Origin of the sequence: Helicobacter pylori (assembly GCF_003638305.1) — a bacterium.
Taxonomy (GTDB): Bacteria; Campylobacterota; Campylobacteria; order Campylobacterales; family Helicobacteraceae; genus Helicobacter; species Helicobacter pylori_DJ.
Map to the genome: position 1 here is coordinate 168,158 of NZ_MVYP01000001.1, position 25,722 is coordinate 193,879.

29 protein-coding genes and 1 pseudogene are annotated in these 25,722 nt (G+C 38.4%); 16 read left to right on the forward strand and 14 right to left on the reverse strand.

What is annotated here, in order from left to right; translation table 11 throughout:
* From EAL04_RS00810 to EAL04_RS00840, 7 genes and pseudogenes are all read left to right on the forward strand, one after another.
* Positions 1 to 678 carry a hypothetical protein gene (locus EAL04_RS00810; protein ID WP_120972608.1) on the forward strand — a complete coding sequence of 226 codons (678 nt, stop codon included), beginning with the start codon at positions 1 to 3 and terminating at the stop codon, positions 676 to 678.
* Positions 679 to 695: 17 nt separating this feature from the next.
* Positions 696 to 1,283: an META domain-containing protein gene (locus EAL04_RS00815; RefSeq protein ID WP_001053504.1), complete on the forward strand. Its 588-nt coding sequence runs from the start codon at positions 696 to 698 to the stop codon at positions 1,281 to 1,283.
* A 95-nt stretch (positions 1,284 to 1,378) separates the two neighbouring features.
* Positions 1,379 to 1,465, forward strand: a pseudogene (locus EAL04_RS08035) (type III restriction endonuclease subunit R); the annotation flags it as partial.
* Positions 1,466 to 1,504: 39 nt separating this feature from the next.
* Positions 1,505 to 1,816, forward strand: a complete 312-nt coding sequence (locus EAL04_RS00825) for a helix-turn-helix domain-containing transcriptional regulator (protein ID WP_000802612.1) — start codon at positions 1,505 to 1,507, stop codon at positions 1,814 to 1,816.
* Positions 1,816 to 2,922: a DNA cytosine methyltransferase gene (locus tag EAL04_RS00830; protein ID WP_120972610.1), complete on the forward strand. Its 1,107-nt coding sequence runs from the start codon at positions 1,816 to 1,818 to the stop codon at positions 2,920 to 2,922. The genes EAL04_RS00825 and EAL04_RS00830 overlap by 1 nt, the downstream gene beginning before the upstream one ends.
* Positions 2,922 to 3,875 carry a DNA cytosine methyltransferase gene (locus EAL04_RS00835; protein ID WP_120972612.1) on the forward strand — a complete coding sequence of 318 codons (954 nt, stop codon included), beginning with the start codon at positions 2,922 to 2,924 and terminating at the stop codon, positions 3,873 to 3,875. The genes EAL04_RS00830 and EAL04_RS00835 overlap by 1 nt, the downstream gene beginning before the upstream one ends.
* Before the next feature lie 2 nt (positions 3,876 to 3,877).
* On the forward strand, positions 3,878 to 5,140 hold the full coding sequence (locus EAL04_RS00840; RefSeq protein ID WP_120972614.1) for an HNH endonuclease signature motif containing protein: 1,263 nt from the start codon (positions 3,878 to 3,880) through the stop codon (positions 5,138 to 5,140).
* A gap of 99 nt (positions 5,141 to 5,239) precedes the next feature.
* Here EAL04_RS00840 and EAL04_RS00845 read toward each other — a convergent pair whose 3' ends face one another.
* Positions 5,240 to 6,292, reverse strand: coding sequence for a cytochrome-c peroxidase (locus tag EAL04_RS00845; RefSeq protein ID WP_079341092.1), 1,053 nt, complete (start codon positions 6,290 to 6,292; stop codon positions 5,240 to 5,242).
* A gap of 148 nt (positions 6,293 to 6,440) precedes the next feature.
* Here EAL04_RS00845 and dnaE point away from each other — a divergent pair, with 148 nt between their 5' ends.
* From dnaE to EAL04_RS00885, 8 genes are all read left to right on the forward strand, one after another.
* Entirely contained in the window at positions 6,441 to 10,076 is a 3,636-nt protein-coding gene (gene dnaE, locus EAL04_RS00850; RefSeq protein ID WP_120972616.1) for a DNA polymerase III subunit alpha, read from the forward strand.
* Entirely contained in the window at positions 10,058 to 10,846 is a 789-nt protein-coding gene (locus EAL04_RS00855; protein ID WP_120972618.1) for a pseudouridine synthase, read from the forward strand. Before dnaE ends, EAL04_RS00855 begins: the two co-directional genes overlap by 19 nt.
* A gap of 53 nt (positions 10,847 to 10,899) precedes the next feature.
* Positions 10,900 to 11,214, forward strand: coding sequence for a thioredoxin family protein (locus tag EAL04_RS00860; protein ID WP_000895155.1), 315 nt, complete (start codon positions 10,900 to 10,902; stop codon positions 11,212 to 11,214).
* A gap of 371 nt (positions 11,215 to 11,585) precedes the next feature.
* Positions 11,586 to 12,218 carry a penicillin-binding protein activator LpoB gene (gene lpoB / locus EAL04_RS00865; RefSeq protein ID WP_120972620.1) on the forward strand — a complete coding sequence of 211 codons (633 nt, stop codon included), beginning with the start codon at positions 11,586 to 11,588 and terminating at the stop codon, positions 12,216 to 12,218.
* A 23-nt stretch (positions 12,219 to 12,241) separates the two neighbouring features.
* The gene (locus EAL04_RS00870) at positions 12,242 to 12,769 is read left to right on the forward strand and encodes an LPP20 family lipoprotein (protein WP_000795968.1); all 528 of its coding nucleotides are present in this window, start codon (positions 12,242 to 12,244) and stop codon (positions 12,767 to 12,769) included.
* Between the two features lie 7 nt (positions 12,770 to 12,776).
* Entirely contained in the window at positions 12,777 to 13,118 is a 342-nt protein-coding gene (locus tag EAL04_RS00875) for a hypothetical protein (protein ID WP_120972622.1), read from the forward strand.
* A gap of 9 nt (positions 13,119 to 13,127) precedes the next feature.
* Entirely contained in the window at positions 13,128 to 14,039 is a 912-nt protein-coding gene (locus tag EAL04_RS00880) for an LPP20 family lipoprotein (RefSeq protein ID WP_120972624.1), read from the forward strand.
* 382 nt (positions 14,040 to 14,421) lie between these two features.
* Positions 14,422 to 14,604, forward strand: coding sequence for a hypothetical protein (locus tag EAL04_RS00885; protein WP_120972626.1), 183 nt, complete (start codon positions 14,422 to 14,424; stop codon positions 14,602 to 14,604).
* On the opposite strand, the gene EAL04_RS00890 is transcribed toward EAL04_RS00885, so the two are convergent.
* The 13 genes from EAL04_RS00890 to EAL04_RS00950 all read right to left on the reverse strand — a co-directional run bounded on the left by EAL04_RS00890 (position 14,601) and on the right by EAL04_RS00950 (position 24,691).
* Positions 14,601 to 16,841 (reverse strand): outer membrane beta-barrel protein, encoded by a 2,241-nt coding sequence (locus tag EAL04_RS00890; protein ID WP_120972628.1) that lies wholly within the window; start codon positions 16,839 to 16,841, stop codon positions 14,601 to 14,603. The genes EAL04_RS00885 and EAL04_RS00890 overlap by 4 nt on opposite strands.
* 202 nt (positions 16,842 to 17,043) lie before the next feature.
* Positions 17,044 to 18,396 (reverse strand): tRNA uridine-5-carboxymethylaminomethyl(34) synthesis GTPase MnmE, encoded by a 1,353-nt coding sequence (gene mnmE / locus EAL04_RS00895; protein WP_162982439.1) that lies wholly within the window; start codon positions 18,394 to 18,396, stop codon positions 17,044 to 17,046.
* Positions 18,389 to 19,183: a Jag N-terminal domain-containing protein gene (locus EAL04_RS00900; RefSeq protein ID WP_120972632.1), complete on the reverse strand. Its 795-nt coding sequence runs from the start codon at positions 19,181 to 19,183 to the stop codon at positions 18,389 to 18,391. The genes mnmE and EAL04_RS00900 overlap by 8 nt, the downstream gene beginning before the upstream one ends.
* Complete coding sequence (gene yidC, locus EAL04_RS00905) at positions 19,183 to 20,829, reverse strand: membrane protein insertase YidC (protein WP_120972634.1); 1,647 nt, start codon at positions 20,827 to 20,829, stop codon at positions 19,183 to 19,185. Before yidC ends, EAL04_RS00900 begins: the two co-directional genes overlap by 1 nt.
* Before the next feature lie 5 nt (positions 20,830 to 20,834).
* Entirely contained in the window at positions 20,835 to 21,188 is a 354-nt protein-coding gene (gene yidD, locus EAL04_RS00910; RefSeq protein ID WP_120972637.1) for a membrane protein insertion efficiency factor YidD, read from the reverse strand.
* Positions 21,175 to 21,660, reverse strand: coding sequence for a ribonuclease P protein component (rnpA, locus tag EAL04_RS00915; protein ID WP_120972639.1), 486 nt, complete (start codon positions 21,658 to 21,660; stop codon positions 21,175 to 21,177). The genes yidD and rnpA overlap by 14 nt, the downstream gene beginning before the upstream one ends.
* Positions 21,620 to 21,754 (reverse strand): 50S ribosomal protein L34, encoded by a 135-nt coding sequence (gene rpmH / locus EAL04_RS00920; RefSeq protein ID WP_001847286.1) that lies wholly within the window; start codon positions 21,752 to 21,754, stop codon positions 21,620 to 21,622. Before rpmH ends, rnpA begins: the two co-directional genes overlap by 41 nt.
* Before the next feature lie 71 nt (positions 21,755 to 21,825).
* On the reverse strand, positions 21,826 to 22,227 hold the full coding sequence (locus tag EAL04_RS00925; protein ID WP_000755082.1) for an ExbD/TolR family protein: 402 nt from the start codon (positions 22,225 to 22,227) through the stop codon (positions 21,826 to 21,828).
* A gap of 10 nt (positions 22,228 to 22,237) precedes the next feature.
* Positions 22,238 to 22,690, reverse strand: a complete 453-nt coding sequence (gene exbB, locus EAL04_RS00930) for a TonB-system energizer ExbB (protein WP_000661837.1) — start codon at positions 22,688 to 22,690, stop codon at positions 22,238 to 22,240.
* 5 nt (positions 22,691 to 22,695) lie between these two features.
* Positions 22,696 to 23,154 carry an SsrA-binding protein gene (smpB, locus tag EAL04_RS00935; RefSeq protein ID WP_000766473.1) on the reverse strand — a complete coding sequence of 153 codons (459 nt, stop codon included), beginning with the start codon at positions 23,152 to 23,154 and terminating at the stop codon, positions 22,696 to 22,698.
* Complete coding sequence (locus tag EAL04_RS00940; RefSeq protein ID WP_120972641.1) at positions 23,151 to 23,957, reverse strand: 4-(cytidine 5'-diphospho)-2-C-methyl-D-erythritol kinase; 807 nt, start codon at positions 23,955 to 23,957, stop codon at positions 23,151 to 23,153. The genes smpB and EAL04_RS00940 overlap by 4 nt, the downstream gene beginning before the upstream one ends.
* On the reverse strand, positions 23,954 to 24,184 hold the full coding sequence (locus EAL04_RS00945; protein WP_108321278.1) for a carbon storage regulator: 231 nt from the start codon (positions 24,182 to 24,184) through the stop codon (positions 23,954 to 23,956). The genes EAL04_RS00940 and EAL04_RS00945 overlap by 4 nt, the downstream gene beginning before the upstream one ends.
* A gap of 18 nt (positions 24,185 to 24,202) precedes the next feature.
* Positions 24,203 to 24,691, reverse strand: a complete 489-nt coding sequence (locus EAL04_RS00950) for a peptidylprolyl isomerase (protein ID WP_162982440.1) — start codon at positions 24,689 to 24,691, stop codon at positions 24,203 to 24,205.
* 123 nt (positions 24,692 to 24,814) lie between these two features.
* On the opposite strand from EAL04_RS00950, the gene EAL04_RS00955 reads away from it, so the two are divergent.
* Complete coding sequence (locus EAL04_RS00955) at positions 24,815 to 25,594, forward strand: hypothetical protein (RefSeq protein ID WP_120972646.1); 780 nt, start codon at positions 24,815 to 24,817, stop codon at positions 25,592 to 25,594.
* Positions 25,595 to 25,722 lie beyond the last annotated feature (128 nt).

Below are 25,722 nucleotides of genomic sequence, written 5' to 3' on the forward strand. Positions count from 1 at the left end.
ATGAGAGCTACGGCGATAAAAATCTTTTCACTCTCATCAACATTAGCCCTATTGCTTCAGGGTTGCTTGAGCATCAATTTAAAACAAATGCTGCCAGAGATCAGAACTTATGATTTGAATGCGGGTTCTTTTGAAATCATGCAATGCCCTAAACCTTTGACTGAAGTGAGACTCATTAGTATTTTGAGCGCGGATTTATTCAACACTAAAGAGATCGTTTTTAAAGCGCAAGACGGGCAGATCACGCATGGGAAGCACCAAAAATGGATAGACTTGCCTCGCAACATGTTAAAAACCATGTTCATGCAAGAAGCGCAAAAAGCATGCTTAGGCGTGGCTTTGCCTCCTTATGGTGCGGGCGCACCCACTTATGCGGTTCGTTTTACGATTTTATCGTTTTCTCTTTTAGAAAAAGAAAATTCTACCTATAGGGCGGAATTCGCGCTAGGCTATGACATTAGCGTGAAAGGCGATTCGCATTCTGGAGTGATCATTAAGCATGAAAATATTTCTAGCTTAGAAAATAAAACGACCAAAACGAGTAAAAATGGCAATCAAGATTTTCAAGAAAGCGCGATACAATCTCTCCAACATGTCAGCACGCAAGCGATGCAAGAAGCGATCTCTTTGATTAAAAAAGCCATTGAAGCGCAAAGCGTAAGCCCGTTAAAAAAATAAAAAATAAGGAGAATTGTTTGAATTTACGATTGGCTGGAGCAAGCGTTTTAACGGCTTGTGTCTTTTCGGGGTGTTTTTTTTTAAAAATGTTTGATAAAAAGCTTTCTAGTAACGATTGGCATATCCAAAAAGTAGAAATGAACCATCAAGTCTATGACATTGAAACCATGCTCGCTGATAGCGCTTTTAGAGAGCATGAAGAAGAGCAAGATTCCTCTCTAAATACCGCTTTACCTGAAGATAAAGCAGCGATTGAAGCCAAAGAGCAAGAGCAAAAAGAAAAAAGAAAACACTGGTATGAGCTTTTTAAAAAGAAGCCAAAGCCCAAAAGCTCTATGGGAGAGTTTGTGTTTGATCAAAAAGAAAATCGTATTTATGGGAAAGGCTATTGCAACCGGTATTTTGCCAGCTATGTATGGCAGGGCGATAGGCACATTGGGATTGAAGATAGCGGGATTTCAAGAAAAGTGTGTAAAGATGAGCATTTAATGGCGTTTGAATTGGAATTTATGGAGAATTTTAAGGGTAATTTTACGGTAACTAAAGGCAAGGACACGCTCATTTTAGACAACCAAAAAATGAAAATTTATTTGAAAACGCCATGAGTGGGTTGTTGTGTTTTTAACACAGAGATTTTTTGTTTTGTTCCAATGGTTAAAAAATGCTTTTAGCATTTTTACAATCAACAATTTAAGCATAAACTTTACGCTATAATTTTCTCACTTTTTCATCAAGGGATTTTATGCAAGGTTTGTTCACTCAAAGTTACCCCCCCAATCAGCAGTAAAAGGTTGTGCACACCATAAAGAGTAAAATAAGAGAAAACTTGAAACCTATCAAATTAAAACAATTAGACACTAAAGTAGCTTATTACTTGACCACTAAAGAAGAAGTATTGTTGTATCTCAATGAATTGATTCAAAAAGAAAAAACAGATGAATTTTGCACTGCTTTATACCAATTAGTCAAATCTAAAGGCTTTGATAATATTGCTAAAGAAACGACTTTGAATAGAGATTATATTTATAGGGAATTTAAAATTAAGAAAAATCCATGCACTAAAATATTCTTTTTAGTTTTAAACTCTCTAGGGTTTCAATTGAGATTAAATGAAACAAATAGGTTTGTGCTAGTTTAATGCTAAAAGTAGCTAGTGTATTTAGTGGTATAGGAGCGTTTGAATGGGCTTTAAAGCGTCTAGATTTAGAACATAAAATCTTATTTGCTTGTGATAATGGGAATATTGATTTAAAATTAGATTATGATGCAGAATTAAACAAAATCAAAAGTCTTTCTAGTATAAAAGAAAAGAAAAATTACACAAATAATCTCTATAAACAACATAGCAGAAAAACTAATTTCGTTAAACAATCTTATTTAGCTAACTATACTATTCAAAATGATTGTTTTTTTCAAGATATTAAATTGTTTGATGGCACAGACTTCACAGATAAAGTGGATATTTTAGTGGGTGGTAGTCCATGTCAGAGCTTTTCAAGCATTGGGAATAAACTAGGATTAGAAGACACTAGAGGCACTTTATTCTATGATTATATTAGAGTGCTAAATGAAATCAAGCCTAAGGTTTTCATTTTTGAAAATGTCTATGGGATGCTAAGGCATGATAAAGGAAAAACTTTTGAAATAATCCAAAAAGCTTTTGAGAGTTTGGATTATCATTATAAGTATGGAATTTTAGATGCGAGAAATTATGGCATTCCACAAGGGCGTAGGCGTTTATTTTTGGTGGGTTTTAAAGAACAAGAAAAATGCGCTAATTTTACATTCCCTAGTCCTAAAGAACTCACTATCACTATGCAAGATTTATTGCAAGACAATATTAAAGAGGGGAATTTATTGAGCAAAAACGCTATTTTAGATACCAAGTCCTTTTTGGGTGGGGAATTAGTGGATGAAAAGTATTTTCTAAGCGAGAAACTTCTTAAATACTGCTTGAGTGCAGGCACAAAAAACTTCTATCATGCTGATGCTAAAATTGATTTGCCTATCGCAAGAGCTTTGCTCTCTACTATGGGAAACCACCACCGCTCAAGTGTGAACAATTATGTTACCACTAATAATAGAGTGCGTTCTTTAAGCGTGCGAGAAGCTCATAGGCTTATGGGCTTTGATGATGATTATAAAATTGTCGTTTCTAAAGCTCAAGGATACAAACAGGCAGGCAATTCTATTGTAGTAGATGTCTTAATTGCCTTAATTAAAGAAATCATTAAGGTTATTTGATGAAAATTGCAAGCTTGTTTAGTGGTATTGGAGGGCTTGATTTAGGGTTTATACAAAATGGCTTTGAAATTATATGGGCTAATGATTTTGATAAGCATGCAGTAGAGACTTATAAAGCTAATATAGGACAAAATATTGTCTTAGGCGATATTGAAATTGAAAAAGACCATATTTTTGAGCATGATATTTTAATAGGCGGTTTTCCTTGTCAGCCTTTTTCCACATTAGGTTCTTTGCAGGGTTTTGAAGATAAGAGAGGGACTTTATTTTTCACTATTTGTGAAATTATTAAAAAACATAGACCCAAGATTGTTGTTTTAGAAAATGTTAAAAACTTAATCAACCACAATAAGGGGGAGAGTTTTAAACGCATTCTTTTTGAATTGAATGAGCTTGACTATCAAGTTAATTACGATATTTTAAATACCCTAGATTTTGGTATCCCCCAACAGCGCAATCGTGTATTCATTGTCGCATTAAGAAAAAATAGTTTTACAAACTTAGAATTTATTTTTCCTTCAAAAACTTCTTGTAAAATAAGCACTCTAGATTTATTGGACAAACAAGTGGAATTAAAATATTTCATTTCTCAAAGAATGATTAAAACTATTTTGGGTAAAGGGACAAAAGGCTATATTGTAGAGCCTAGTATAGACACTCCTATTGCAAAAACTCTCACAGCTACCATGCATAAATGCCACAGGGCTAGTCAAGATAACTATTACACGGATTTAAAAAATTGGGAACGCTATAAAGACAATAATTACTCTACTATTAGGCGTCTAACCCCTAATGAAGCTAGAAAATTACAAGGGTTTCCTAGCAATTTCAAACAAGTTGTCTCTGACACTCAAAGCTATAAGCAATTTGGTAATGCAGTCAGTGTGAATGTAAGCTTCGCTCTAGCTAAAGCGATTAAAAAACATTGTGAATTGTTTTTAAAAAAGGGTTAAAAATGGGTAATTCTAAGCAAGAGAAAAGCATCTATAGAGTGGAAAATTTTGAGGAAATTCAAGAAATCATTATTGATAAGTCTCAATCTTTATATGATTATATGGATAAACATAAAAGCAGTGAGTATATTCTCTACTATAAAATGTTAAGCCATTCAGATTTGCCCAACTTTGCCAAAATGAAAAATGATGAAAGTTTGGATAAAAATTTACTCTATTATTTAAGCACAAAAGAAATGCAAGAGATAGAGCAACGAGAAAATAGAAAGTTTGAAGTTGCTAAACAATCTAATATTGGCATGTCCATAAGATTTTGGAAAGATTTGGATATGCCAAATCCTAGAGATAGCGTTAAAAAACGCAAAGTTACAGGAGAAGACCACCTTAAAATCAACGATTACGCTAAAGTGTTTTTAGTCAATGATGTTTTAGAAAACTTCCATTTTAAAGACACTTTAAAAATCTTTGAAAAACTCCATAAAAATTTTAACCCTAAACAATTTAATGCCAATACCATGTCGTATCCGATCCTTAATAATCAAGATTTTACGCCTATAGAACTCCGTCAAGCTGTGCATGGCATAGGCATGGCTGAAGATGTAGAATTTGACAAATTGCGACACAACCTATTTAAGAATGACTTACTGTATCTTTTGATAGAAAAAACTCAAACGAAAAAGAATTTATTTATTATGCCTTTTAGAAATCCTTTATTTTTTAGCCTTTTAGGAGTAACTAATTCTAAATGGCAAATTTATCAAGAGCAAAAACTCAAAAGAGAAAATAATCTAGCTGCTAAAAGCTCCATTCCATTTCAAGAAGAAAAGATACAACGACAACACCAGAACAAATGGCGAGAAGCGTTAGCGTTCGAGATGATGAATTACACTACGATAGATAGGTCTATTTTTTGTCCCTTAACTTATATTGAAGCTGATTTTGATGATATGAAAACTTTATTTAGAGCATCACACATTAAGGGCTATAGCGATTGCGATGAAGAAGAAAAATACGATATTAATAATGGCTTATTGCTAGTTGCTAATGCAGACGCTTTATTTGACAAACATTTTATTACTATTGATGAAAACAAGCAATTAAAATTCTCTTATCTATTGGAAAATAACCACAAACTCAAATCGCAACTTAATCTAAATAATAGCATTTTTAAAGATATATTAAATGATAGAAGAATGCAATATTTAGCGTATCATAAAAAAATTTTTGAGGAAAAAGAACAAGAAAGAAAGACCAAGAAGAGCTGATTATAATAAATTAAAGTAACTTAAGGCTTTTTTGGGGCTTAAATTATTTTTGACCCTAGCTTTTTAATAATCAATCCCCCCTAAAAGGACTTTTTAAAATCAAAAAGAGGGTTTAGGGGTTTTGTCTGTCATTACAGGGAGTTCTGGATAGAGTATTTTAGGTTTTTTACCCTTTAAGGCTTCAAAGAAGGTTTCAATTTTTTTCGCTTCTGCATCGCTGATTTCAATGCCTAACTGGATAGAGCCCATTTCTTTAATCGCATCCTTGACATCCCAAAACTGCCCGTTATGGAAATAAGGCATCGTTTCGGTGATATTCCTTAAAGTAGGCACTTTCACAAGCCCGTTTTTATCGCCTTTGAAATCGCCCACATTAGCGAATTTATAAGGTTTGACCACCCCAAAAGGCTGCATTGTTCCCCCAAGATTGATGCCGTTATGGCAAGCCACACAGCCTTTGGAAATGAATAAATCCAGCCCCTCTTTTTCGGCTTTACTGAGCGCTTTAGGATTGCCTCTTAAAAAATCATCGTAGCGGCTTGGGGTAATAAGCGTGGCTTCAAACATAGCGATACTATCAGCGATCAATTTAAAATCAATTTTGACTTTAGAGCCATAAGCTTTTCTAAAGAGCTTGACATAGCCTGGTATGGAATTGATTTTTTCTACCACGACTTTAGGATCAGCCCCCATTTCAAAAGAAGATTGGATTGGCCCTTGCGCTTGCTCGTTTAAATGCGTAACCCTACCATCCCAAAACTGCACATCGTTAAACACGGAGTTATACACCGTTGGGGAGCTTAAAAGGTGGGGGTTTTTCTTCCATTGAGAGCCTATGGCGCTTGGGATTAGATCCACCCCGCCTAAGCCCAAATTATGGCATGTGTTGCAAGACACAAGATAGGAAGTGGAAATCCTAGGGTCAAAATAGAGCATTTTGCCCAATTCCACTTGAGCGGAGGTCATGATTTCGCTGTTTTTAGCACCAATGCCCACATCTCTGGTTTTTTTGATCTGGTATTCTTTGAGCGCTTTGCCCATAGGCATGGGTTCTAATTGGCTTTCCTTCGCTTTTTTAATCAAATCCATATCGCTTAAAGCATAAACGCAAGAAAAAGCCAAGCAAACGCCCAATAAAATGGATTTTTTCATGATAAACTCCTAAAATAGTATTAAAAATAAGACAAAACTTTCTTATTATAACCACCATTTTAAAATAATTCACCACTAAACGATCCGATAAAGAGTTTTTTAAAGAGCGGTAGGTATAATGGCGTTAAACTCAAATAGGGGTTAGACAATGAAAGAGAATAAAGCCTTTACGCATTTGCACTTGCACACAGAATATTCGCTTTTAGACGGGGCGAACAAGATTAAAATTCTAGCCAAACGCATTAAAGAATTGGGCATGAAAAGCGTGAGCGTAACCGACCATGGGAACATGTTTGGAGCGATTGATTTTTATACGAGCATGAAAAAAGAAGGCATTAAGCCTATCATCGGCATGGAAGCGTATATCCATAATGATGACAATCTCTCTAGCAAAGAAACCAAGCAGCGCTTCCATTTGTGCCTGTTCGCTAAAAACCAAGAGGGCTATGAAAATTTGATGTTCTTAAGCTCTATGGCGTATTTAGAAGGGTTTTATTATTTCCCGCGCATCAATAAAAAGCTTCTAAGGGAGCATTCTAAAGGCATTATCGCTTCTAGCGCATGCTTGCAAGGGGAAGTCAATTACCATTTAAATACTAATAATGAGAGAAACCGCAAGTATGGGGCTAAAGGCTATGATGAAGCTAAAAGAATCGCTTGCGAATACCAAGAGATTTTTGAAGACGATTTTTATTTAGAAATCATGCGCCATGGCATTTTAGATCAGCGATTCATTGATGAGCAAGTCATTAAAATGTCTTTAGAAACAGGGTTAAAAATCATCGCCACAAACGACACCCACTACACCATGCCTAATGACGCTAAGGCTCAAGAAGTGGCGATGTGCGTAGCGATGGGTAAAACCCTAAACGATAAGGGGCGCTTGAAACACTCCGTGCATGAGTTTTACATTAAATCCCCTGAAGAAATGGCAAAGCTCTTTGCAGACATTCCAGAAGCTTTAGAAAACACCCAAGAAATCGCTGATAAATGCGTTTTAGAGATTGATTTAAAAGACGATAAAAAGAACCCCCCAACCCCCCCAAGCTTCAAATTCACTAAAGCTTACGCTCAAAATGAGGGGCTGAATTTTGAAGATGACGCCTCTTATTTTGCCTATAAGGCTAGAGAGGGCTTGAAAGAGCGCTTGATCTTAGTGCCAAAAGAAAAGCATAATCAATACAAAGAACGCCTAGAAAAAGAAATTGGAGTCATCACGAACATGAAATTCCCGGGGTATATGTTGATTGTGTGGGATTTTATCCGTTACGCTAAAGAAATGGGCATTCCTGTGGGGCCTGGTAGGGGGAGTGCGGCCGGGAGTTTGGTGGCTTTTGCTTTAAAAATCACCGATATTGACCCTTTGAAATACGATTTGCTCTTTGAAAGGTTTTTAAACCCTGAAAGAATCAGCATGCCTGATATTGATACGGATTTTTGCCAGCGCCGGCGTAAGGAAATCATAGAATACATGATTGAAAAATACGGCAAATACAATGTGGCTCAAGTCATCACCTTTAATAAAATGTTGGCTAAAGGCGTGATTAGAGATGTCGCAAGGGTTTTGGACATGCCTTATAAGGAGGCGGATGATTTTGCCAAACTCATACCCAACCGCTTAGGCATCACGCTTAAAGGCTATGAAAAAAATGGCGAATTCATAGAGGGGGCGTGGGAATTAGAGCCTAAAATCAAGGAATTAGTAGAAAGCAATGAAGTAGCCAAACAAGTGTGGGAGTATTCGCTCAATTTAGAGAATTTGAATCGCAACGCAGGCGTGCATGCCGCAGCTTTAGTGGTGGATAGCCAAAAAGAGTTGTGGCACAAAACCCCTTTGTTTGCCTCTGAAAAAACCGGCGGTATCGTTACGCAATATTCCATGAAGTATTTAGAGCCGGTGGATTTGATTAAGTTTGACTTCTTGGGGCTTAAAACCTTGACCGTGATTGATGATGCGCTTAAAATCATTAAAACGCAACACAACATTGATGTGGATTTTTTAGCGTTGGATATGGACGATCCGAAAGTGTATAAAACGATCCAAAGCGGGGATACGGTGGGGATCTTCCAAATTGAATCCGGAATGTTTCAAGGGCTTAACAAGCGCTTAAGGCCTTCAAGCTTTGAAGACATTATCGCCATTATCGCGCTAGGCAGACCGGGGCCTATGGAATCAGGCATGGTAGATGATTTTGTGAACAGAAAGCATGGCGTTGAGCCTATCGCTTATGCGTTTAAAGAATTAGAGCCGATTTTAAAGCCCACTTACGGCACAATCGTCTATCAAGAGCAGGTGATGCAAATCGTGCAAACTATCGGCGGTTTTAGCTTGGGTGAAGCGGATTTGATCCGTCGTGCTATGGGGAAAAAAGACGCTCAAATCATGGCGGACAATAAGGCTAAGTTTGTAGAAGGGGCTAAAAATTTAGGGCATGATGGTCAAAAGGCGGCTAATTTGTGGGATTTGATCGTTAAATTTGCTGGTTATGGTTTCAACAAATCGCATTCAGCCGCTTATGCGATGATCACTTTCCAAACGGCGTATTTAAAGACTTATTACAAGCATGAGTTCATGGCAGCGATGCTCACTAGCGAATCTAATAAGATCGAATCCGTGGCACGCTATATTGATGAGGTTAGGGCTTTAGAAATTGAAGTGATGCCCCCACACATCAATTCTTCTATGCAAGATTTCAGCGTGGCGGAGTTTAAAAATCAAAAGGGCGAATTAGAAAAGAAAATCGTGTTTGGTTTAGGAGCGATCAAAGGGGTTGGGGGTGAGCCGATTAAAAACATCATTGAAGAAAGGGCTAAAGGGGATTATAAGAGTTTGGAAGATTTCATTTCACGGGTGGATTTTTCTAAACTCACTAAAAAATCTTTAGAGCCATTGGTGAAATCAGGGAGCTTGGACAATTTAGGCTACACTAGAAAAACCATGCTCGCTAACTTGGATTTGATCTGCGATGCTGGGCGCGCTAAAGACAAGGCTAATGAAATGATGCAAGGGGGTAATTCTCTTTTTGGAGCCATGGAAGGCGGAATTAAAGAGCAGGTTATTTTGGATATGGTTGATTTGGGCGAGCATGACGCTAAAACGCTTTTAGAATGCGAGTATGAAACTTTAGGAATCCATGTTTCAGGCAACCCTTTAGACGAGTTTAAAGAAGAAATTAAGGGCTTTAAAAATTTAGTCAAAAGCATTGATATTGAAGAATTAGAAATCGGATCGCAGGCTTATTTGCTGGGCAAAATCATGGAGGTTAAAAAGAAAATTGGCAAACGAAGCGGTAAGCCTTATGGCACAGCGGATATTTTGGATCGATACGGCAAGTTTGAACTCATGCTTTTTGAAAAGCAATTAAACGCCTTAGAAGAGTTGGATATTAATAAGCCTCTAGTGTTTAAATGCAAGATTGAAGAGCAAGAAGAAGTGGCGCGATTAAGGCTTTTTGAAATCTTGGATTTAGAGAGCGCTAGGGAGATTAAAATCCCTAAAGCCCGCTATAAAGACCCTGACAAGCAAAAAGAAGATGTGCGTGAAATCCCCCCCTTTGAAATGCTCGCTTCTAGCTCTTGCTCTTTAGCGATCGTGTTGGAAAACGATGTGAAAAAAGAGTTTTTAAGACAAATCAAAGAGAGTGCTCTAAAACACCAGGGCAAACGCCCCTTGTATCTGATCATCAAAGATAAGGATAAGCAATTCAAAATCCAAAGCGATCTAATGGTGAATGAAAAGATTAAGGACGATTTTAAAGGGTTAGAGTGGAGGGATTTAGCTTGAGGATCAACCAGTTTTTAGCTCATTACACCAAGCATTCAAGAAGAGAAGCCGAAAAGTTGGTTTTAGAAGGGCGGGTGAAAATCAACCATGAGCATGCCAAACTCGCTAGCGTGGTTAAAGAAAACGACAAGGTGTTTTTAGACAAACGACTCATCAAGCCCTTAAAAAACAAAAAATTCAGCGTGCTGGTTTATCACAAGCCAAAGGGCGAACTAGTGAGTAAAGCCGATCCCTTAAAACGGCGCGTGATTTATGAAAGCTTGGAGAAAAAATACGCCCATTTCGCGCCGGTGGGGCGTTTGGATTTTGCGAGTGAAGGGGTGCTACTCTTAAGCGATAGTAAGGCGGTGGTGAGCGCTTTGATGCATGCGAATTTAGAAAAAGAGTATCTTGTTAAAATTCAAGGCTTTGTTACAAGAGAGATGGAAAACGCCATGCAAGAGGGTTTGAAATTAGAAAACGCCACTAAGGGAGCACACCAAAAAACCTCCATTAAAAGCATGGAATTTGCCCCCTTTATTGGTTATGAAATCATCAAAAACCATGCCAAATACTCTAAACTGAGAGTCATTATCAATGAGGGGAAAAACAGAGAATTAAGGCGTTTTTTTGCGTTTTTTAACGCTGGGGTGTTGGATTTAAGGCGCGTTCGTTATGGTTTTGTGAATTTGAATGCCTTGCCGGTAGGGAAAATGCGGTTTTTAAACCGCCAAGAATACAATGAGTTGCATGCGTTTATGGCTAATAGGGCTAATGTTAAAGAGAATTAGCGTTTGTTGTGCTATACTTCGGCGGTTGGGGGAAATAAAAAATAAGGATTATCATGTTAGAAGTGATTAACGGGAAGAATTACGCAGAAAAAACCGCTCATCAAGCGGTAGTGGTTAATGTGGGGGCGAGTTGGTGCCCGGATTGCAGGAAGATTGAGCCGATCATGGAAAATTTAGCCAAAACTTACAAAGGCAAGGTGGAATTTTTTAAGGTTTCTTTTGATGAAAGCCAGGATTTAAAAGAGAGCTTAGGCATTCGCAAGATCCCTACTTTGATTTTTTATAAAAACGCCAAAGAAGTGGGTGAAAGGCTTGTAGAACCTAGCTCTCAAAAACCGATTGAAGACGCTCTAAAAGCGTTATTGTAAGGGGCGTTAAAGAGTCTTGTTGTTCAAATAAGAACTCCAAATAAGAACCCATAGAAATTTTTTAGCCCCCTTTTTGATAGGGGGCTAACTTCAAAGAGCTTTTATATTATTTTTTTATCTCAAAAAATCGTTTTTATCGTTTTTAAATAAGCATGCTTGTTAAAAAAGTTTCTTTAATTAAGCTAAAAATGAGCGAATTTGTGGTATTAATGCTTGCAGTGTGAAATTTGTAGGGCTAAAACTTGTAAAATGTGAAAAAAAAGACGCATAAAATGCTAAAATCCGCAAAAACACTGTGTGTTTAGATTAGAAGTTTAAAATTAGGAACGGAAGTATCTGTTTTAAATTTTGAATAGGGAGTTTCTATCATTATGGTATTGAAAACAAAATTAAAAATTATAAGCTCGGTGATTTTGAGTACTTTATTGTGGGTGGGTTGCTCAAGCGAAATGGCAACTTATCAAAATGTGAACGATGCCACTAAAAATACGACTGCAAGTATTAATAGCACGGATTTATTGATAACCGCTAACGCGATGTTAGATTCCATGTTTAGCGACCCTAATTTTGAGCAACTCAAGGGCAAGCATTTGATTGAAGTTTCAGATGTGATTAACGACACCACGCAACCCAATTTGGACATGAATCTTTTGACGACCGAAATCGCGCGGCAGTTGCGGTTGCGATCTAATGGGAGGTTCAATATCACAAGGGCGAGTGGAGGGAGCGGCATTGCAGCGGACAGCCGAATGGTGAAACAGCGCGAAAAAGAACGAGAGAGCGAAGAGTATAATCAAGACACCACTGTAGAAAAAGGCACTTTAAAAGCCGCTGATTTATCTTTAAGTGGTAAAGTATCCAGTATCGTAGCCTCTATTAGTAGTTCTAGGCAGCGCTTAGACTACGACTTCACCCTAAGCCTTACCAATAGGAAAACGGGTGAAGAGGTATGGAGCGATGTTAAGCCTATTGTGAAAAATGCTAGCAATAAGCGTATGTTTTAAATTTATATTTGAAAGGATGAGCGATGAAAAATCAAGTTAAAAAAATTTTAGGAATGAGTGTGATAGCAGCGATGGTGATCGTAGGTTGTAGCCATGCCCCAAAATCAGGTATCAGTAAAAGCAATAAGGCTTACAAAGAAGCGACTAAAGGCGCTCCTGATTGGGTTGTAGGGGATTTGGAAAAAGTGGCGAAGTATGAAAAATATTCAGGGGTCTTTTTAGGAAGGGCTGAAGATTTGATCACCAATAACGATGTGGATTATTCTACGAATCAGGCTACAGCGAAAGCTAGGGCTAATTTAGCGGCGAATCTAAAATCCACTTTACAAAAAGATTTGGAAAATGAAAAAACCAGAACGGTAGACGCTTCTGGTAAAAGGTCCATAAGCGGCACTGATACTGAAAAAATTTCTCAATTAGTGGATAAGGAATTGATCGCTTCTAAAATGCTTGCCCGTTATGTCGGTAAAGATAGGGTTTTTGTTTTAGTGGGCTTGGATAAGCAAATTGTGGATAAAGTGCGCGAAGAGCTAGGCATGGTTAAAAAGTAGGGTTTTGATGAAACGCCTTGCTATCGTGCTTGCTTTGGTGTTGGGAGTGGCGTGGGGGAAATCCTTGCCTAAGTGGGCAAAAGATTGCTCAAAAGAAGTGCAGATTGAAAAGACCCAAACCAAAGACGAAAAAATTTTAGTGTGTGGGGTGAGCGATGTATTGCCTTCAGATATGGATTATAGCTTGTCCTCAGCCAGACAAAACGCCTTAGAGAAAGTGATGGAAGCTTTCAAGGGGGATAAAATAGAGATTAAGGCTAGTGAGCTAAAGGCCACTTTTATTGATACGGATAAAGTTTATGTGCTTCTAAAGATCACTAAGGAGCATGTCGCTTTAACGAATGAGTAAGGATTAATAATGAAAAAGATTATTCTTGCATGCCTTATGGCTTTTGTGGGTGCCAATTTAAGCGCAGAGCCTAAGTGGTATAGCAAGGCCTATAACAAAACAAACACCCAAAAAGGCTATCTTTATGGGAGTGGTTCAGCCACTTCTAAAGAAGCTTCTAAACAAAAAGCGTTAGCGGATTTAGTGGCGTCTATTAGCGTGGTGGTCAATTCACAAATCCATATCCAAAAAAGTCGTGTGGATAATAAGTTAAAATCCAGTGATTCGCAAACGATTAACTTAAAAACCGATGACTTGGAATTGAATAATGTAGAAATTGTCAATCAAGAAGCGCAAAAAGGGATCTACTACACCAGAGTAAGGATTAATCAAAACTTGTTTTTGCAGGGTTTAAGGGATAAGTATAACGCTCTTTATGGGCAGTTTTCCAGCTTAATGCCTAAGGTTTGCAAAGGGGTTTTTTTACAGCAATCCAAGAGCATGGGGGATTTATTGGCTAAAGCGATGCCTATAGAAAGAATTTTAAAAGCGTATTCTGTCCCAGTGAGTTCGTTAGAAAATTATGAAAAAATCTATTATCAAAACGCTTTCAAACCTAAAGTGCAAATCACTTTTGATAACAACAGCGATACAGAGATTAAAAACGCTCTCATAAGCGCTTATGCCAGAGTGCTAACCCCTAGCGATGAAGAAAAACTTTATCAAATCAAAAATGAAGTTTTCACAGACAGTGCTAATGGTATCACACGCATTAGAGTGATTATTAGCGCGAGCGATTGTCAAGGCACGCCCGTATTGAATAGAAGCCTTGAAGTGGATGAAAAGAATAAGAATTTTGCTATCACGCGCTTGCAATCTTTGCTTTATAAAGAATTGAAAGATTATGCCAATAAAGAAGGGCAGGGCAATACGGGGCTATAAGCAGGGTATTAATCTTGCTTTATGCTTATTCATTCAGTTTTGTAGCGTCATTATTTTGTTTAGCGTGGCGTTTTCGCATCCATTAAAATAAACCCTCTAAAGGTTTGTGGCTTTTGTTCTTGCCAAATAAACTAAATATCATTCAATACTCTTTATCCCACAAACCCATCTAAAACACACCCACTAAAAACTAAAATCTTTTTTAAGAGCCTACACGAGCGAGCTTATTTGAAAAAACCAAATGATTTTGCGCGTTCAAATCCCCAAGCTAGGGTCTATCTTTTTGTCCCACAAACCAACAAACTTTTTTAAAAGCTGACGCATTTTTAAATCAAACGACCGCCTAAAAAAGGGCGTTTGAGAATAAAAGGAGAACAAAAACATGAGACAAAACAACGAGACAGAGAAAAGCTTCAACGAGCTTAAAGAAATCACGCAAGCGATACAAGCACAAAAAGAGCGAACTCTAACGCTCGCTCGCAAAACAGCGTTAAACCGCCTACAAAAGAGCCTAAAAAGAGCGTTTAGAGCCAATAGAGAATTAAAGCCAATTTTTAACTCCTAAAAAATCCACCCGTAATTAAAAAACACTTTAAAATGACTGCCTCCTTCATTGAGGGTGATGGAATTGGTAGTTGCGCCATCGCTAGAAACGACCCTAGATTTCAACTGGACCAAAGGAACGCTAATGCCTATAGAATATTTAGAATGCTTGTAGCGGTAATTCAACCCACCGGTCACATTTAAATTACCGCTCCCTTTGTATTGATTCAACAAATAATAGCTATTGTATAAGCCCCTTAACCCCCCAAACACCCCAAGAGATGAAGTGAAAACCCTCTTAGTTAGATTGTTTTTAGGGTTCTTTTCGTTGGTGTAATTGGTGATGAAATCAAATAACACATCCATCCCCACGCCATAGCTTAATTGCTGGATTTTTTCGTTATTGGCTTGAGCGTAGTTGTATTTGATAATACCATAAGAAGACAACCCTAAGTAATCATTAAAGTATTTTTGATAGCCCATTTTAAGATTAACGCCTAATAGGGGGGCTCCAAAGGGCCGTGAGGTTTTTGAAGTGCGATAGGTAGTGGTGCTAGATTTAGTAGATGAAAGGCTTTGACTGATCGCACTAAGCATAGTGGTCGCAAAATCTTGCGTGTTCAAACTAGCGTTTAAATAGTTGGTTTGGCTGCTCAAATTAGTGTAATCCACCGGTAGGGCGTTTTGATCAATGAGTTGCTGCCAAACAGCACTGGTAACGCCTATAAGCCCGGCGGGGACTTGAGAGCAATCAGTATAGATGGAATTGGGGTAACTGCTAGGGAAAGCGGGCTGACCTTGGCCGCCAAAACGAGAACACACATCATAGGTAGAGCCATCGGTATCTCGCACTTCATGCCCGTTGTCAAACACTTGCACTTCTTGTCCATTCACTTGCTCTATTTTCCCGCCCTGACAGCGCTCTTCTGGCCCATTGTTTTCTTCACACATGCGCACTCTTTGATAAGTCATGTTCCCGTTATGCGTATAGCCTAAAGTGTGCCCGTATTCATGGATGATGTCTCTTAATTGCATGATGGCGACTTTATTCAATTCTTTGCCAAATAGTATTTCAGGGTCTAAGAAAGGAGACAATATCCCTAAAGCGCCAAAATTGGTGCCATCATCGCCTGGGCCATTGGGGCCGCCATATTGAGACCCTAGCCCTAAATCCCCTCCTCTTGGGGGCAAGAGATTCACATAAAGATTATTCGTAACTCTATAGCTATAGATAACATCTTGCGGCGTTAATATCACTGAGCCTGTTTGCCCGTTTTCTATATTGTATTCATCTCCAGCGTTTTTAGCGATCAATTTAGGATCAACAAGCCCATCGTTGTAAGGGTTCACGCATGTAGAATAATTGGAATAACATGGCTTTGACAGGTTGTTATCGCTAAACTGAAAGGGGGCGTTTTTAACGGCGTCTTCCCAAGATTTAGAGTCAAACACCGCCATCATGTTCAGCATTAAATTGGTCAAATTCTTAGCGTCTTGAGAGGTGAAAGCCGGCACTTTAGCCGTGCAGTTTTCTTGATTTTCGTATGGAGGGCATGGGGGTTTAGAACCAGTGCCGTTACCGCTAGAAAATTGGTTGTAATTGATATAAGTCATTTGAAGATTGGTTGTAACCCTACTGAGCTTATCAAACAGATTCTGCGTGCTAGCATCAGAAAATTTTGTGGTGGCAGTTTGGAGCTGTTGGAAGTCGTCAGCGTTAAGCTGCGGGTCGTTAAACAAGCTTGCGGGCAGAATGATTTGAGATTGTTTAGGGATAGTCTCTATCACGCCCAAATTAACTACCTTGCCTTGAGCGTCTGTATAACTCAGCTCAATGTTGTTTAAATTATAGGGCAAGAAGTTTTGTATCACGACCACGCTGTTATTGCCATAGCCTGCTATTTCAGCGCTTTCTTGGTTATAAGCGGTTACATACACAGGGTTTTGAGAATAAAAGGTTAAGTTGGTGATATTGTCCTCTGCAAACAACTCAGTCGCATTCTTTAAAATGGTGCTTTGGGAGATGTAGTATTTCCCATAGGTGCTTTGAGGGGTAATGGGTTTGGGCTTGGGTTTGGGTTTGGGTTTTTGTTGGGTTGTGGCTATGGTTTGTTCTTGGGTTTGTGTGCCTTGCAATAGCCCAGTTTCAAACCCGGCTTCTATAAAAAAGCCGTCTTTTTGGTGTTTTTGAAAGGCTTCTACAGCGGTGAATGATCCGATTAGGGACAAACAAATCGTTTTGCTAGCGAGTTTTAACATGAAATCTCCTTATGGTCTTTTTTAACATTTTTACTCAAAAATAGCTTATAGGTATGTATACATTTTAAACTAGCTCATTTTACCACTTTTTGAAAAATGGCAGTATGGTTTTTGCAAATACGGGTATTAAACCGCACTAATGGGTAAAAAAGTCTTAAAAAGCAGCGCTAAAAAGGGGTTTTAATCCATTCTTTAAGCGATTTTATTTGCCCAAGCAAAATTCGCTGAACATGCTATCAAGCATTTGGCTGGTTTCATAAGGGCGGGTGAGCAAGTTCAAGTTTTCTATCGTGCTTAAAATATGATAAGAAAAAAGCTCTAAAGTTTCTAAATGGTTTTTAGCGTTTTGCAATTCAGTAATGGCGTTTTCTAGGGCGGTTTTTTGGGCTAGGGAAGTGAGCAAGAGCTTGTTTTGGGTGTCTAGTTTGGGGAAAAAGGCGCTGATTTTTTGGCTCAAATCTTTCAAACAAGCCTTGGAATTTAGGGTGTTAGTTTCTAGGATAGAATAAGGGATTTTAAGATAAGATTTTAAAATTTCAAGCTCTAGTTTGGGGGCTAAATCGTTTTTATTCAAAACAACAATGCAAGGCTTTTTAGTGCGATTAAGGGTGTCCATAAGGTTAAAATCTTCTTTTTCTAGGGGTTTAGAAAGATCAAACACGCCTAAAATAATGTCGCAATTTTCTAAACTTTTAAGGCTTTTTTCAATCCCTAAACGCTCTATTTTATCCGCGCTCTCTCTAATGCCAGCGGTATCAATCAAGCGCACCTTATGCCCTTGTAGTTCAATGACTTCTTCTATGGTGTCTCTTGTTGTGCCTTTAATATCGCTCACCAAAGCCCTTTCTTCTAAAAGCATGGCGTTTAATAGGGAGCTTTTGCCGGCATTGGGTTTGCCAACAATGCTTAAGGCATGCCCCTTATTCCTTTGTTTTTGCGTGTTAGAAAAATCCAATAAATCTTTAAAAGAGGCGATTTGTTTTTCTAAATTTTGAGACACTTCCTTTAAAAAATCGCTAGGAATGTCTTCTTCGCTATAATCAATCAAAACTTCTGAGCTCGCCAAAAGCTTTAAAAGATTATTCCTAGCCTCTTCAATAAAGATTTTTAACTCGCCCTTAAGCTGCCTGGCTAGAGCGTTTAAAACGCTTTCATCTTCACAAAGGATGAGCTGAACGCTCGCTTCAATCTCGCTCAAATCCATTTTATGGTTTAAAAAGGCTTTTTTGCTAAATTCCCCCGCTTTAGCGAGCCTAGATCCTAAATTCAAGCAAGCTTGTAAGATATTTTGCGCTAAAAGGGGGCTTCCATGGCATTGGATTTCGCACACATCTTCACCGGTGAAACTATAAGGGGCTTTGAAATAAATGACTAACGCTTTGTCTAATAAAACACCATTAGAAAAAATATCGCACACATAAGCGTATCTGGGGGTGAAGTCTTGTTTTTGAGTGAGTTGTTTGAGAATGTTTAGGGCGTTATGGCCGCTGATTTTAATGATGCTGATCGCTCCCTTGCCTAAAGGGGTAGCGATAGCGGCGATGGTGTCATTCATTGTTGAAGTCGTTGATAACGATGTATTTTTCATCGTTTAAATTGGTTTTAATGGAAACATATTTGTTGGGGAACGCTTTTCGTAATTTCTTTAAAGCGATATAGGTTAAAACGCCATCAGGGGCTTTCATCTGCCCTTTGCCCACTTCATGCACGGTCATTATCGTGCTTTGGAGTTGCGCTTCCATGACCTTTTCTTGGTTTTGTAAAAAAGTAGAAATTTCTAAGCGGATGCTATAGCCATAAGCAGGGTGGATCCAGTTAAAGAGCAAGTAAGAAAGGGCTTTGTAACGATAGCCTTTCTCGCCAATTAAAAGAGCGGAATCTTCGCCATCAATATCAATCAATAAAACCCCCGGTTCATAAAGACTGACTTCCACTTTATTGATTTTATAGGGCAAGTGGGAGAATAAGTCTTTCAATTCTTGCTTAATTTCATGGAGTTTGTCTCCATTATGAGATTCTTCTTTAAGGTTTTTTTTAGGGGGTTTAGGGGTGATTCTTTCTTCTTGCGGCGTTTCTGTTTCTAAGTTTTGTTTTTTTTCTTCTGCGCTTTGATGGATTCCTTTCGTGTCAATTTCTTTAACGCTCTCTTCTTTAACCTCCTTAACGCTTTCTTTAACGCCCACTAAAATAATAGCTTCTTTTTTACCTATATTTAAAAAACCTTTAGAGGGCATTTGAATGACTTCGTATTGCAAATTAATAATGGGGCAATTCAAGGCGATAGAAGCTTGAATGAGAGCCTCTTCTAAGGTTTTAGCTTTGATTTCAATAGGATTTTGCATCAATGTTCCTTTTTGTTTTGCGCATGCGCTCGTTTTTTATTCTCTAAGACTTTATTGATGATGAGTTGTTGCAACACCGAAAGGATGTTGTTCGTGGTCCAATACAAGACTAACCCTGCAGGGAAAGTGATTAAAAAAAGCGTGAACAATAGGGGCAAGAATTTAAAAATCTTTGCTTGCATGGGATCGGTCATGGTGTTTGGCGTAACGCTTTGGTGCCAATACATAGACGCTCCCATAAGAAGCGGTAAAATAAAATACGGATCCATGATGGATAAATCATGAATCCATAAGATCCACTCTGAGCTTTTCAATTCCACGGCGTTATAAAGCACTCTATAAATCGCAAAAAACACCGGGATTTGTAAGATCAAGGGCAGACAACCCCCTAGCGGGTTAGCCCCATGTTTTTTGTAAAGCTGCATCATGTGGGCTTGCAATTTTTGGGGTTCGCCCTTGTATTTTTCTTGGAGTTCTTTCATTTTAGGGGCTAATTCCTTGAGCTTTTGCATGCTCACCATGCCCTTATAGCTTAAGGGGTAAAGGATTAGGCGCACGATAATCGTTAAAAAAATGATAGCCCAACCCCAATTGCCCACGAATTGATACAAATAATCCAGTAAAACAAACACGCCTTTAGCAAAAAAAGTGATTAGGCCATACTCTATCACATCAGTGAGCATCGGCGAAATCGCTTTCAAAGAGCGGTAATCTTTAGGGCCAATATAGCCATGCAAATTCGCTTCATTTTTAAGGGAAATGAAGCCTAAGGGGTTTTTAGTCCCTATTTCTGAATCAATTAAGGCTTCAAAACCTTGAGGATCTTTAGTGAAAAGCAAGGTGGTGAAATACCTATCCACGCTGGATAAAAAGAGGGTGTTAGAAAAGCGTTTGATTTCTTTAGCGTCTTTATCTTCAATTTTTTCAATTTTTTTGTCGTTATTTTCTAAAAGCACGCCTGAAAAGGTGTAGCTGTCCAAATCAGCCACCGGCCTGTAACCATTGGTGATGACATAGCTAGGGATAAGGTTATTGGGCGATTTGAAGGCGATTTTTAAATCATAATGCAAATCATCATAGAAAGTCAGGGTTTTAATGATGTTAAGATCGCCTAAATCTTGAGTTAAAACGAGCTGTTCGTTAGGCCCAAGGGTGGTTTTTGAAGCGCTATAAGGGGTGTTGAACGCTTTGTTATTGAGCGTGGGGTCTAAAAAACGCACTTCTAAAGGCTTGAGTTTATCGGCTGCTAAAAGGGGGAGCTCTTTTAGTGGGGGTTGCGCGTTTTCTTTGGAGCTAAAAAGATGGCCCACATGCTCTAAAAAGCCTTTTTGTTTGGGGGTTAGATACTTTTTATCCTTGAGATAAACCTGTTTGATACGCCCTAAAGAATCAATTTCAATCCTAGCATGCTCAAAAGAAATCGTGCTTAACAAATTCTCTTGGGGGATGGTTTGAGTAACGCTAAAATGTTGGGCGTTGGGCGCGTTAGGGCTTGTTGTTGTGTGGTTGTTAGTTGTTTCTTGCTTTGTGGTTTCGGTTGTTGTTTTGTTTGGTTTTTGGAAAAAATAGCTATAAAGAGCGATAAACAAGAAAGACAGAGCGATCGCTAAAATCAAGCGGAGATTATTATTGTTGTTTTTATCCATTGTGATTAAACCTTAATGATGTAGTAAGTTGCGCGACTTTTTGTGGGAACGAGCCAAAAAGTGATGGTTTTAAAATTGCGATTAAAATCTTTATGAGATTGGAGCAAACTAGGGCGTTTCAAGCGAGTAGTAGGGTAAGCAATGCCCCCAGAGCAAAAAGGGTTGCATGAGAGTATCCTTAGAATGATCTTACCCATAGCGCTCAAAGGGTTTTCAAAACAGAGCAACCACAGAGCGTAGTTAGAGCAAGTGGGGTAAAACCGACAGCTTGAAGGGGTGAAAGCCGAAAAAAAGCGTTGGTAACCCCTAATTGATGCCGTAAAAATCGCGCTCAAAAAAGGCGTTTTATTGTTTCGCATGGGTATGAGTTATTCCTTTTTTCAAGTCTTTTAAGGCTTTGTTCATATAGTTTTTAATGGAAGTTAGCATTTCTAAAAAATGTTTTTCTAAAGCCCAAAAATCCAAATGGTAACAATCGCTTCTAGGCACAAACACCAAAGCAAGCCCTTGACAAAGAGCGGCATGCTTTAATGTAAGCGAACGCAAACGGCGTTTGATAAGGTTTCGTTTCACGGCGTTGCCGACTTTTTTGGACACGCTCAAGCCTAATAAATAAAGCGTTTTTTTGTCTTTAAGCCTACAAGAGAGCGGATCTTTAAAGCCCTCTTTCCCTTTTGGCGGCTCTTTTGACAAATCCAAAACAAAGAGCGAAAAAAAAGGGTTATGCTTTTTGAAACCCTTTTGATAAACCCTATCAAACTCACTCTTGTTTTTTAAAGAGTCATAGGGTTTAGACGGAAAGCTTTTTTCTGCCCTTAGCTCGTCTGGCATTAATCACCTTGCGCCCGTTTTTGGTTTTCATTCTCACAAGAAAGCCATGGGTTCGCTTTCTTGGTGTGTTGTGTGGTTGGTAAGTGCGTTTCATTTAAAACTCCCTTGATAAAAATTAAACATAAACACAGATTTTAGCTAAAGAATGCTAAAAATTGACTAAAACTAATTTTTTTGATTCTTTTTATCTTCAACAAGAATGTAAAGTTGTTTCAGATTGTTCGTTTGCAATAAATCCACGACTTTGATAAAGTTATCCAAATTGCTTTTCTTGTCGCCTTGCAAGACAATAGGGGTGTCTTTAGCCAAAGTGGAAACCTTGTGTTTTAAATTTTCAAAGCTGATTTCTTTATCGTCAAAATAAAAAGAACCCTTATTAGAAATGGCGATCGTAACTTGTTTTTTGTCTAGCACATCTTTAGAATCAGTGCTGTCTTTATCCACTTGAGGAATGCTAATAGGGAGCTTTGAAGTTTGCACAAAAGACGCCGTTGTAAGCACGATCACTAACAACACAAGCATGATGTCAATGAAAGGCACCACATTCATGGATTCTACTTTTTTCACCGCTCAATCCTTAGGCTTTGTTATAAATCTCATGGGATTGCGTGTCAACCGGATGGTGGAAAATATCCCATTTGGTAACTAAAATCTCGCTTTTTCTCACTAACAAGTTATAAATCACAATCGCAGGGATCGCTACCAATAACCCCATGCCGGTCGCTTTTAAAGCAAGTGCTAAATTAGTCATGATCGCCTTAGTGTCAATGCCAGAAGCTGAGCCTAAATCCATAAAAGTGAGCATGATCCCCATAACCGTTCCTAAAAGACCGATATAAGGGGCGTTTGAGCCAATCGTGGCCACTAAAGTCAGTCGTTTGTGTAAGGCTAATTCTAATTTACGCCTGTCTGTGTAGTCATCTACACGAAGAGTGGCAAAAAACCACAACCTTTCTATTGCGATCGCTATAACGATGACTGATAAAAAGATCAAAAACCCTATAATCCCATAATCTACCATTTCTTTCATTATTATTATCCTTTAAAGTGGTGTTTTAAATCAGCAAGAATTTCTTTATTGAGCGCTTTTTCTTTAAGACTTTGTCTTTTGTCGTGCAATCTTTTTCCTTTCACTAAAGCAATTTGGATTTTAGCTCTATTTTTTTGGTTAAAATACAATTTCAATCCTACAATACTCAAGCGTTCTTTAGACGCTTCAATTTGCCATTTCAATAATTGCTTTTTGTGTAAAAGCAACTTACGCTCTCGCCTTTCATTGGGCTTGTAATACGCATGGATTGTATCTAAATATGATATATGAACACCAAATAAAAAAGCTTCTCCTTTGATTATTTTAACAAAATTATCTTTTAAATTCACCCTAGTTTGCCTCAAAGCCTTCACTTCAGAGCCTAAAAGCGCTAATCCTGCTTCTAAAGTTTCCAAAATTTCATAATCAAAATAGGCTTTTTTATTGCTGGCAATGAGTTTCATTCGCCCCCTTTTTGCATAGGCTTTAGCCTAAAAAACGCGCTCCCGCTCCCGCTAAAAAACCACTCCTTGCCTAATTCGCTTTCTATACTTCTTAAAGCTTGGTTAGTGAGTAAAGCCGGCTTTAAAAGATCGTTTAATTCGCTTCGGTCGCAAGTCTTTAGGCATTCTAAACTCGGTTTTTTAAGCCATTCTTTAGCTTGAGAAAAACAAGTTTTAGGCTTATAAGCTTGATAAACGGCTTTAGTGCTGCAAAAAACATGATTTGGCGCATAGATTTCTAGGCGATTTTCTAAAGGCTCTTCTTCAAAATTTTCAATGACTTCGCCATAAGAAGTGGCGTTAGCGCTTTTGTATTGCGAGATGAAAAAATTGGTGTCCGCGCCCACTAAAGACCCCATAGTATAAAGCTCTTTTAAACTCAAACGACAATCAAATATTTGATTCAAATGATACAACAGCCCCCCAGCATCAGCGCTCCCACCGCCTAACCCGGCTTGAGTAGGGATGTTTTTTTCCACTTCAATCGCTAGGGTGTCTAGGGATTTGATGATAGAGTGAGAGGAATTTTTTTGTGCTAAAAATTTTTTTAAAATTTGGAGAGCCTTAAAGAGCGAGTTTTCTTCTAAAGGGCAGTCAAAATCCCCTTTTAATGAGAAAGATAAGGCATTTTTGACGCTGATAATGTCTTTGAGCTTGTCTTTGACCAAACACATGCGAGAAATGAGTTTATGATAAGCCCCTTCTTTGTGAAGGATTTTTAAAAAAATATTGACTTTAGGATAAACTTCAAAAACATGCGTCAAGGCTTAATGACCTTTTTGATGTTTTCTAACAAGCTTTCATCTACGGACGCAGAAGCTTTTTGGTTTTCGCTCACAATGGCCTCTTTGAGTTCAGCACGCAAAATAAGAGTGCTTTCAGGCGCTTCAAACCCTAAACGCACGCTCCCTCTATCTATGGAAATGACTTTAATGTGGATATTATCACCAATGACAATCCCTTCATTAACTTTGCGGCTGAGTATGAGCATGTCTAATCTTTTGTTCCTTTATAGAGAAGAGCTAAACACAACGCTTTCTATAATATCGCCTTGCTTGATTTTGTCCAAAACGCTAAGGCCTTCTGCACTAGTGATTTTGCCAAATACGGTGTGTTCGCCATCTAAATGGGGCAAATCCACAAAACACAAGAAGAATTGACTCCCTCCTGTGTCTCTTCCGGCATGCGCCATAGAGATAGAGCCTCTTTTGTGCTTGTTGGGGTTGTGGGCCACTTCGCATTTGATGCGGTGTTCTGGCCCGCCTGTGCCTGTGCCATAAGGGCAACCTCCTTGAGCCACAAAGCCGGCGATCACACGATGGAAATTAAGTCCGTTATAAAAACCCTCTTTAGCCAAAGTTACAAAGTTACTGACCGCTTGGGGCGCGTCTTTGTAAAAAAGCTCTAGGGTGATATGGCCTTTATTGGTTTTGATCGTGGCGTAAGCGGTTTTTGCAAGCTCTTCTTCTTTAATATCATAAATTTTAATTGGTTTCATCATAAACCTTTGCGATAAGCTTTTGTCATTCAAATGTTCTATTATAGCAACAAATTAAAACAAATGGTATTTTAGCCGATAGTGTCGTAGGATACTTTTAAAATTTAAGCGGTAAGTTGGATAATGGCGCGTTGGCATAAAAGATTAGCGGTTGGTTGTTGTATCGTTTTATTTTCATGCATGATGAGTGCTAATAACATTCAAATCGTTAGAGACGATCCGCCCCTTGATCCAACGCTCCCTGCATGGATTTATTCTGTTGCGTTATTGAAAGTGTATTTTAGCGATGGGACTTATAAAGAAGGCTATGCGACTTTGCTCAAAAACGGGCGTTATATCGCTTCTTCTGAAACGCTTTATTCTAATGGCTTATACCCTAAAACGATTTTAGCCAAAATGCAAGACAGCAGCGCTAAAGAGCTGATTTGCATAGCCAGCTTGCACCTTGAAGCGATAGATAGAGATCAAGGGCTTTCGCTTTTAAAAACCGCCGATTTTAGAGACGATTATTGCCATAAAAGAGAAGAGAGCTATTATCATGCAAGGATTTACACCAAATACGCTCAAACTTTCCATTCAAATCCCTATACCGATCAAAAAACACCCAATTCTGATCTCTACTACCCAGCATTGAATGAGGGGAATTCTTTTTCTATACAGACAACGGATATTTCTGTGGCTGAACTTTTGAAATCTAAAAAGTTTCTTTCGCTTGATAGTTCTTTTAAAAAGGGGAGCATGTTGTGGGGAGGGAGGCCCTATTTTAGCGAAGTGGGGGAGTTTATGGGGATGGCTAGCAACACTTTAGAAAACCAAGAAAGTTTGGTGATTATCCCTAAAGAAAAGATCGCGCGATTTTTAAGCGCTCTAAAAAATCAAAATATTTTCCCAAACATTCCCTAAATTTAAGCAAACCTTAAGCTTTCTATGACTATACTTTCATTTCCTTGTTTCAGCAAGGGCTTTTAAAAAGCCGCTTGATACCTTACAAGGATAGCTGATTAAAAGCAAACGATCTTTGAAAACTAAGC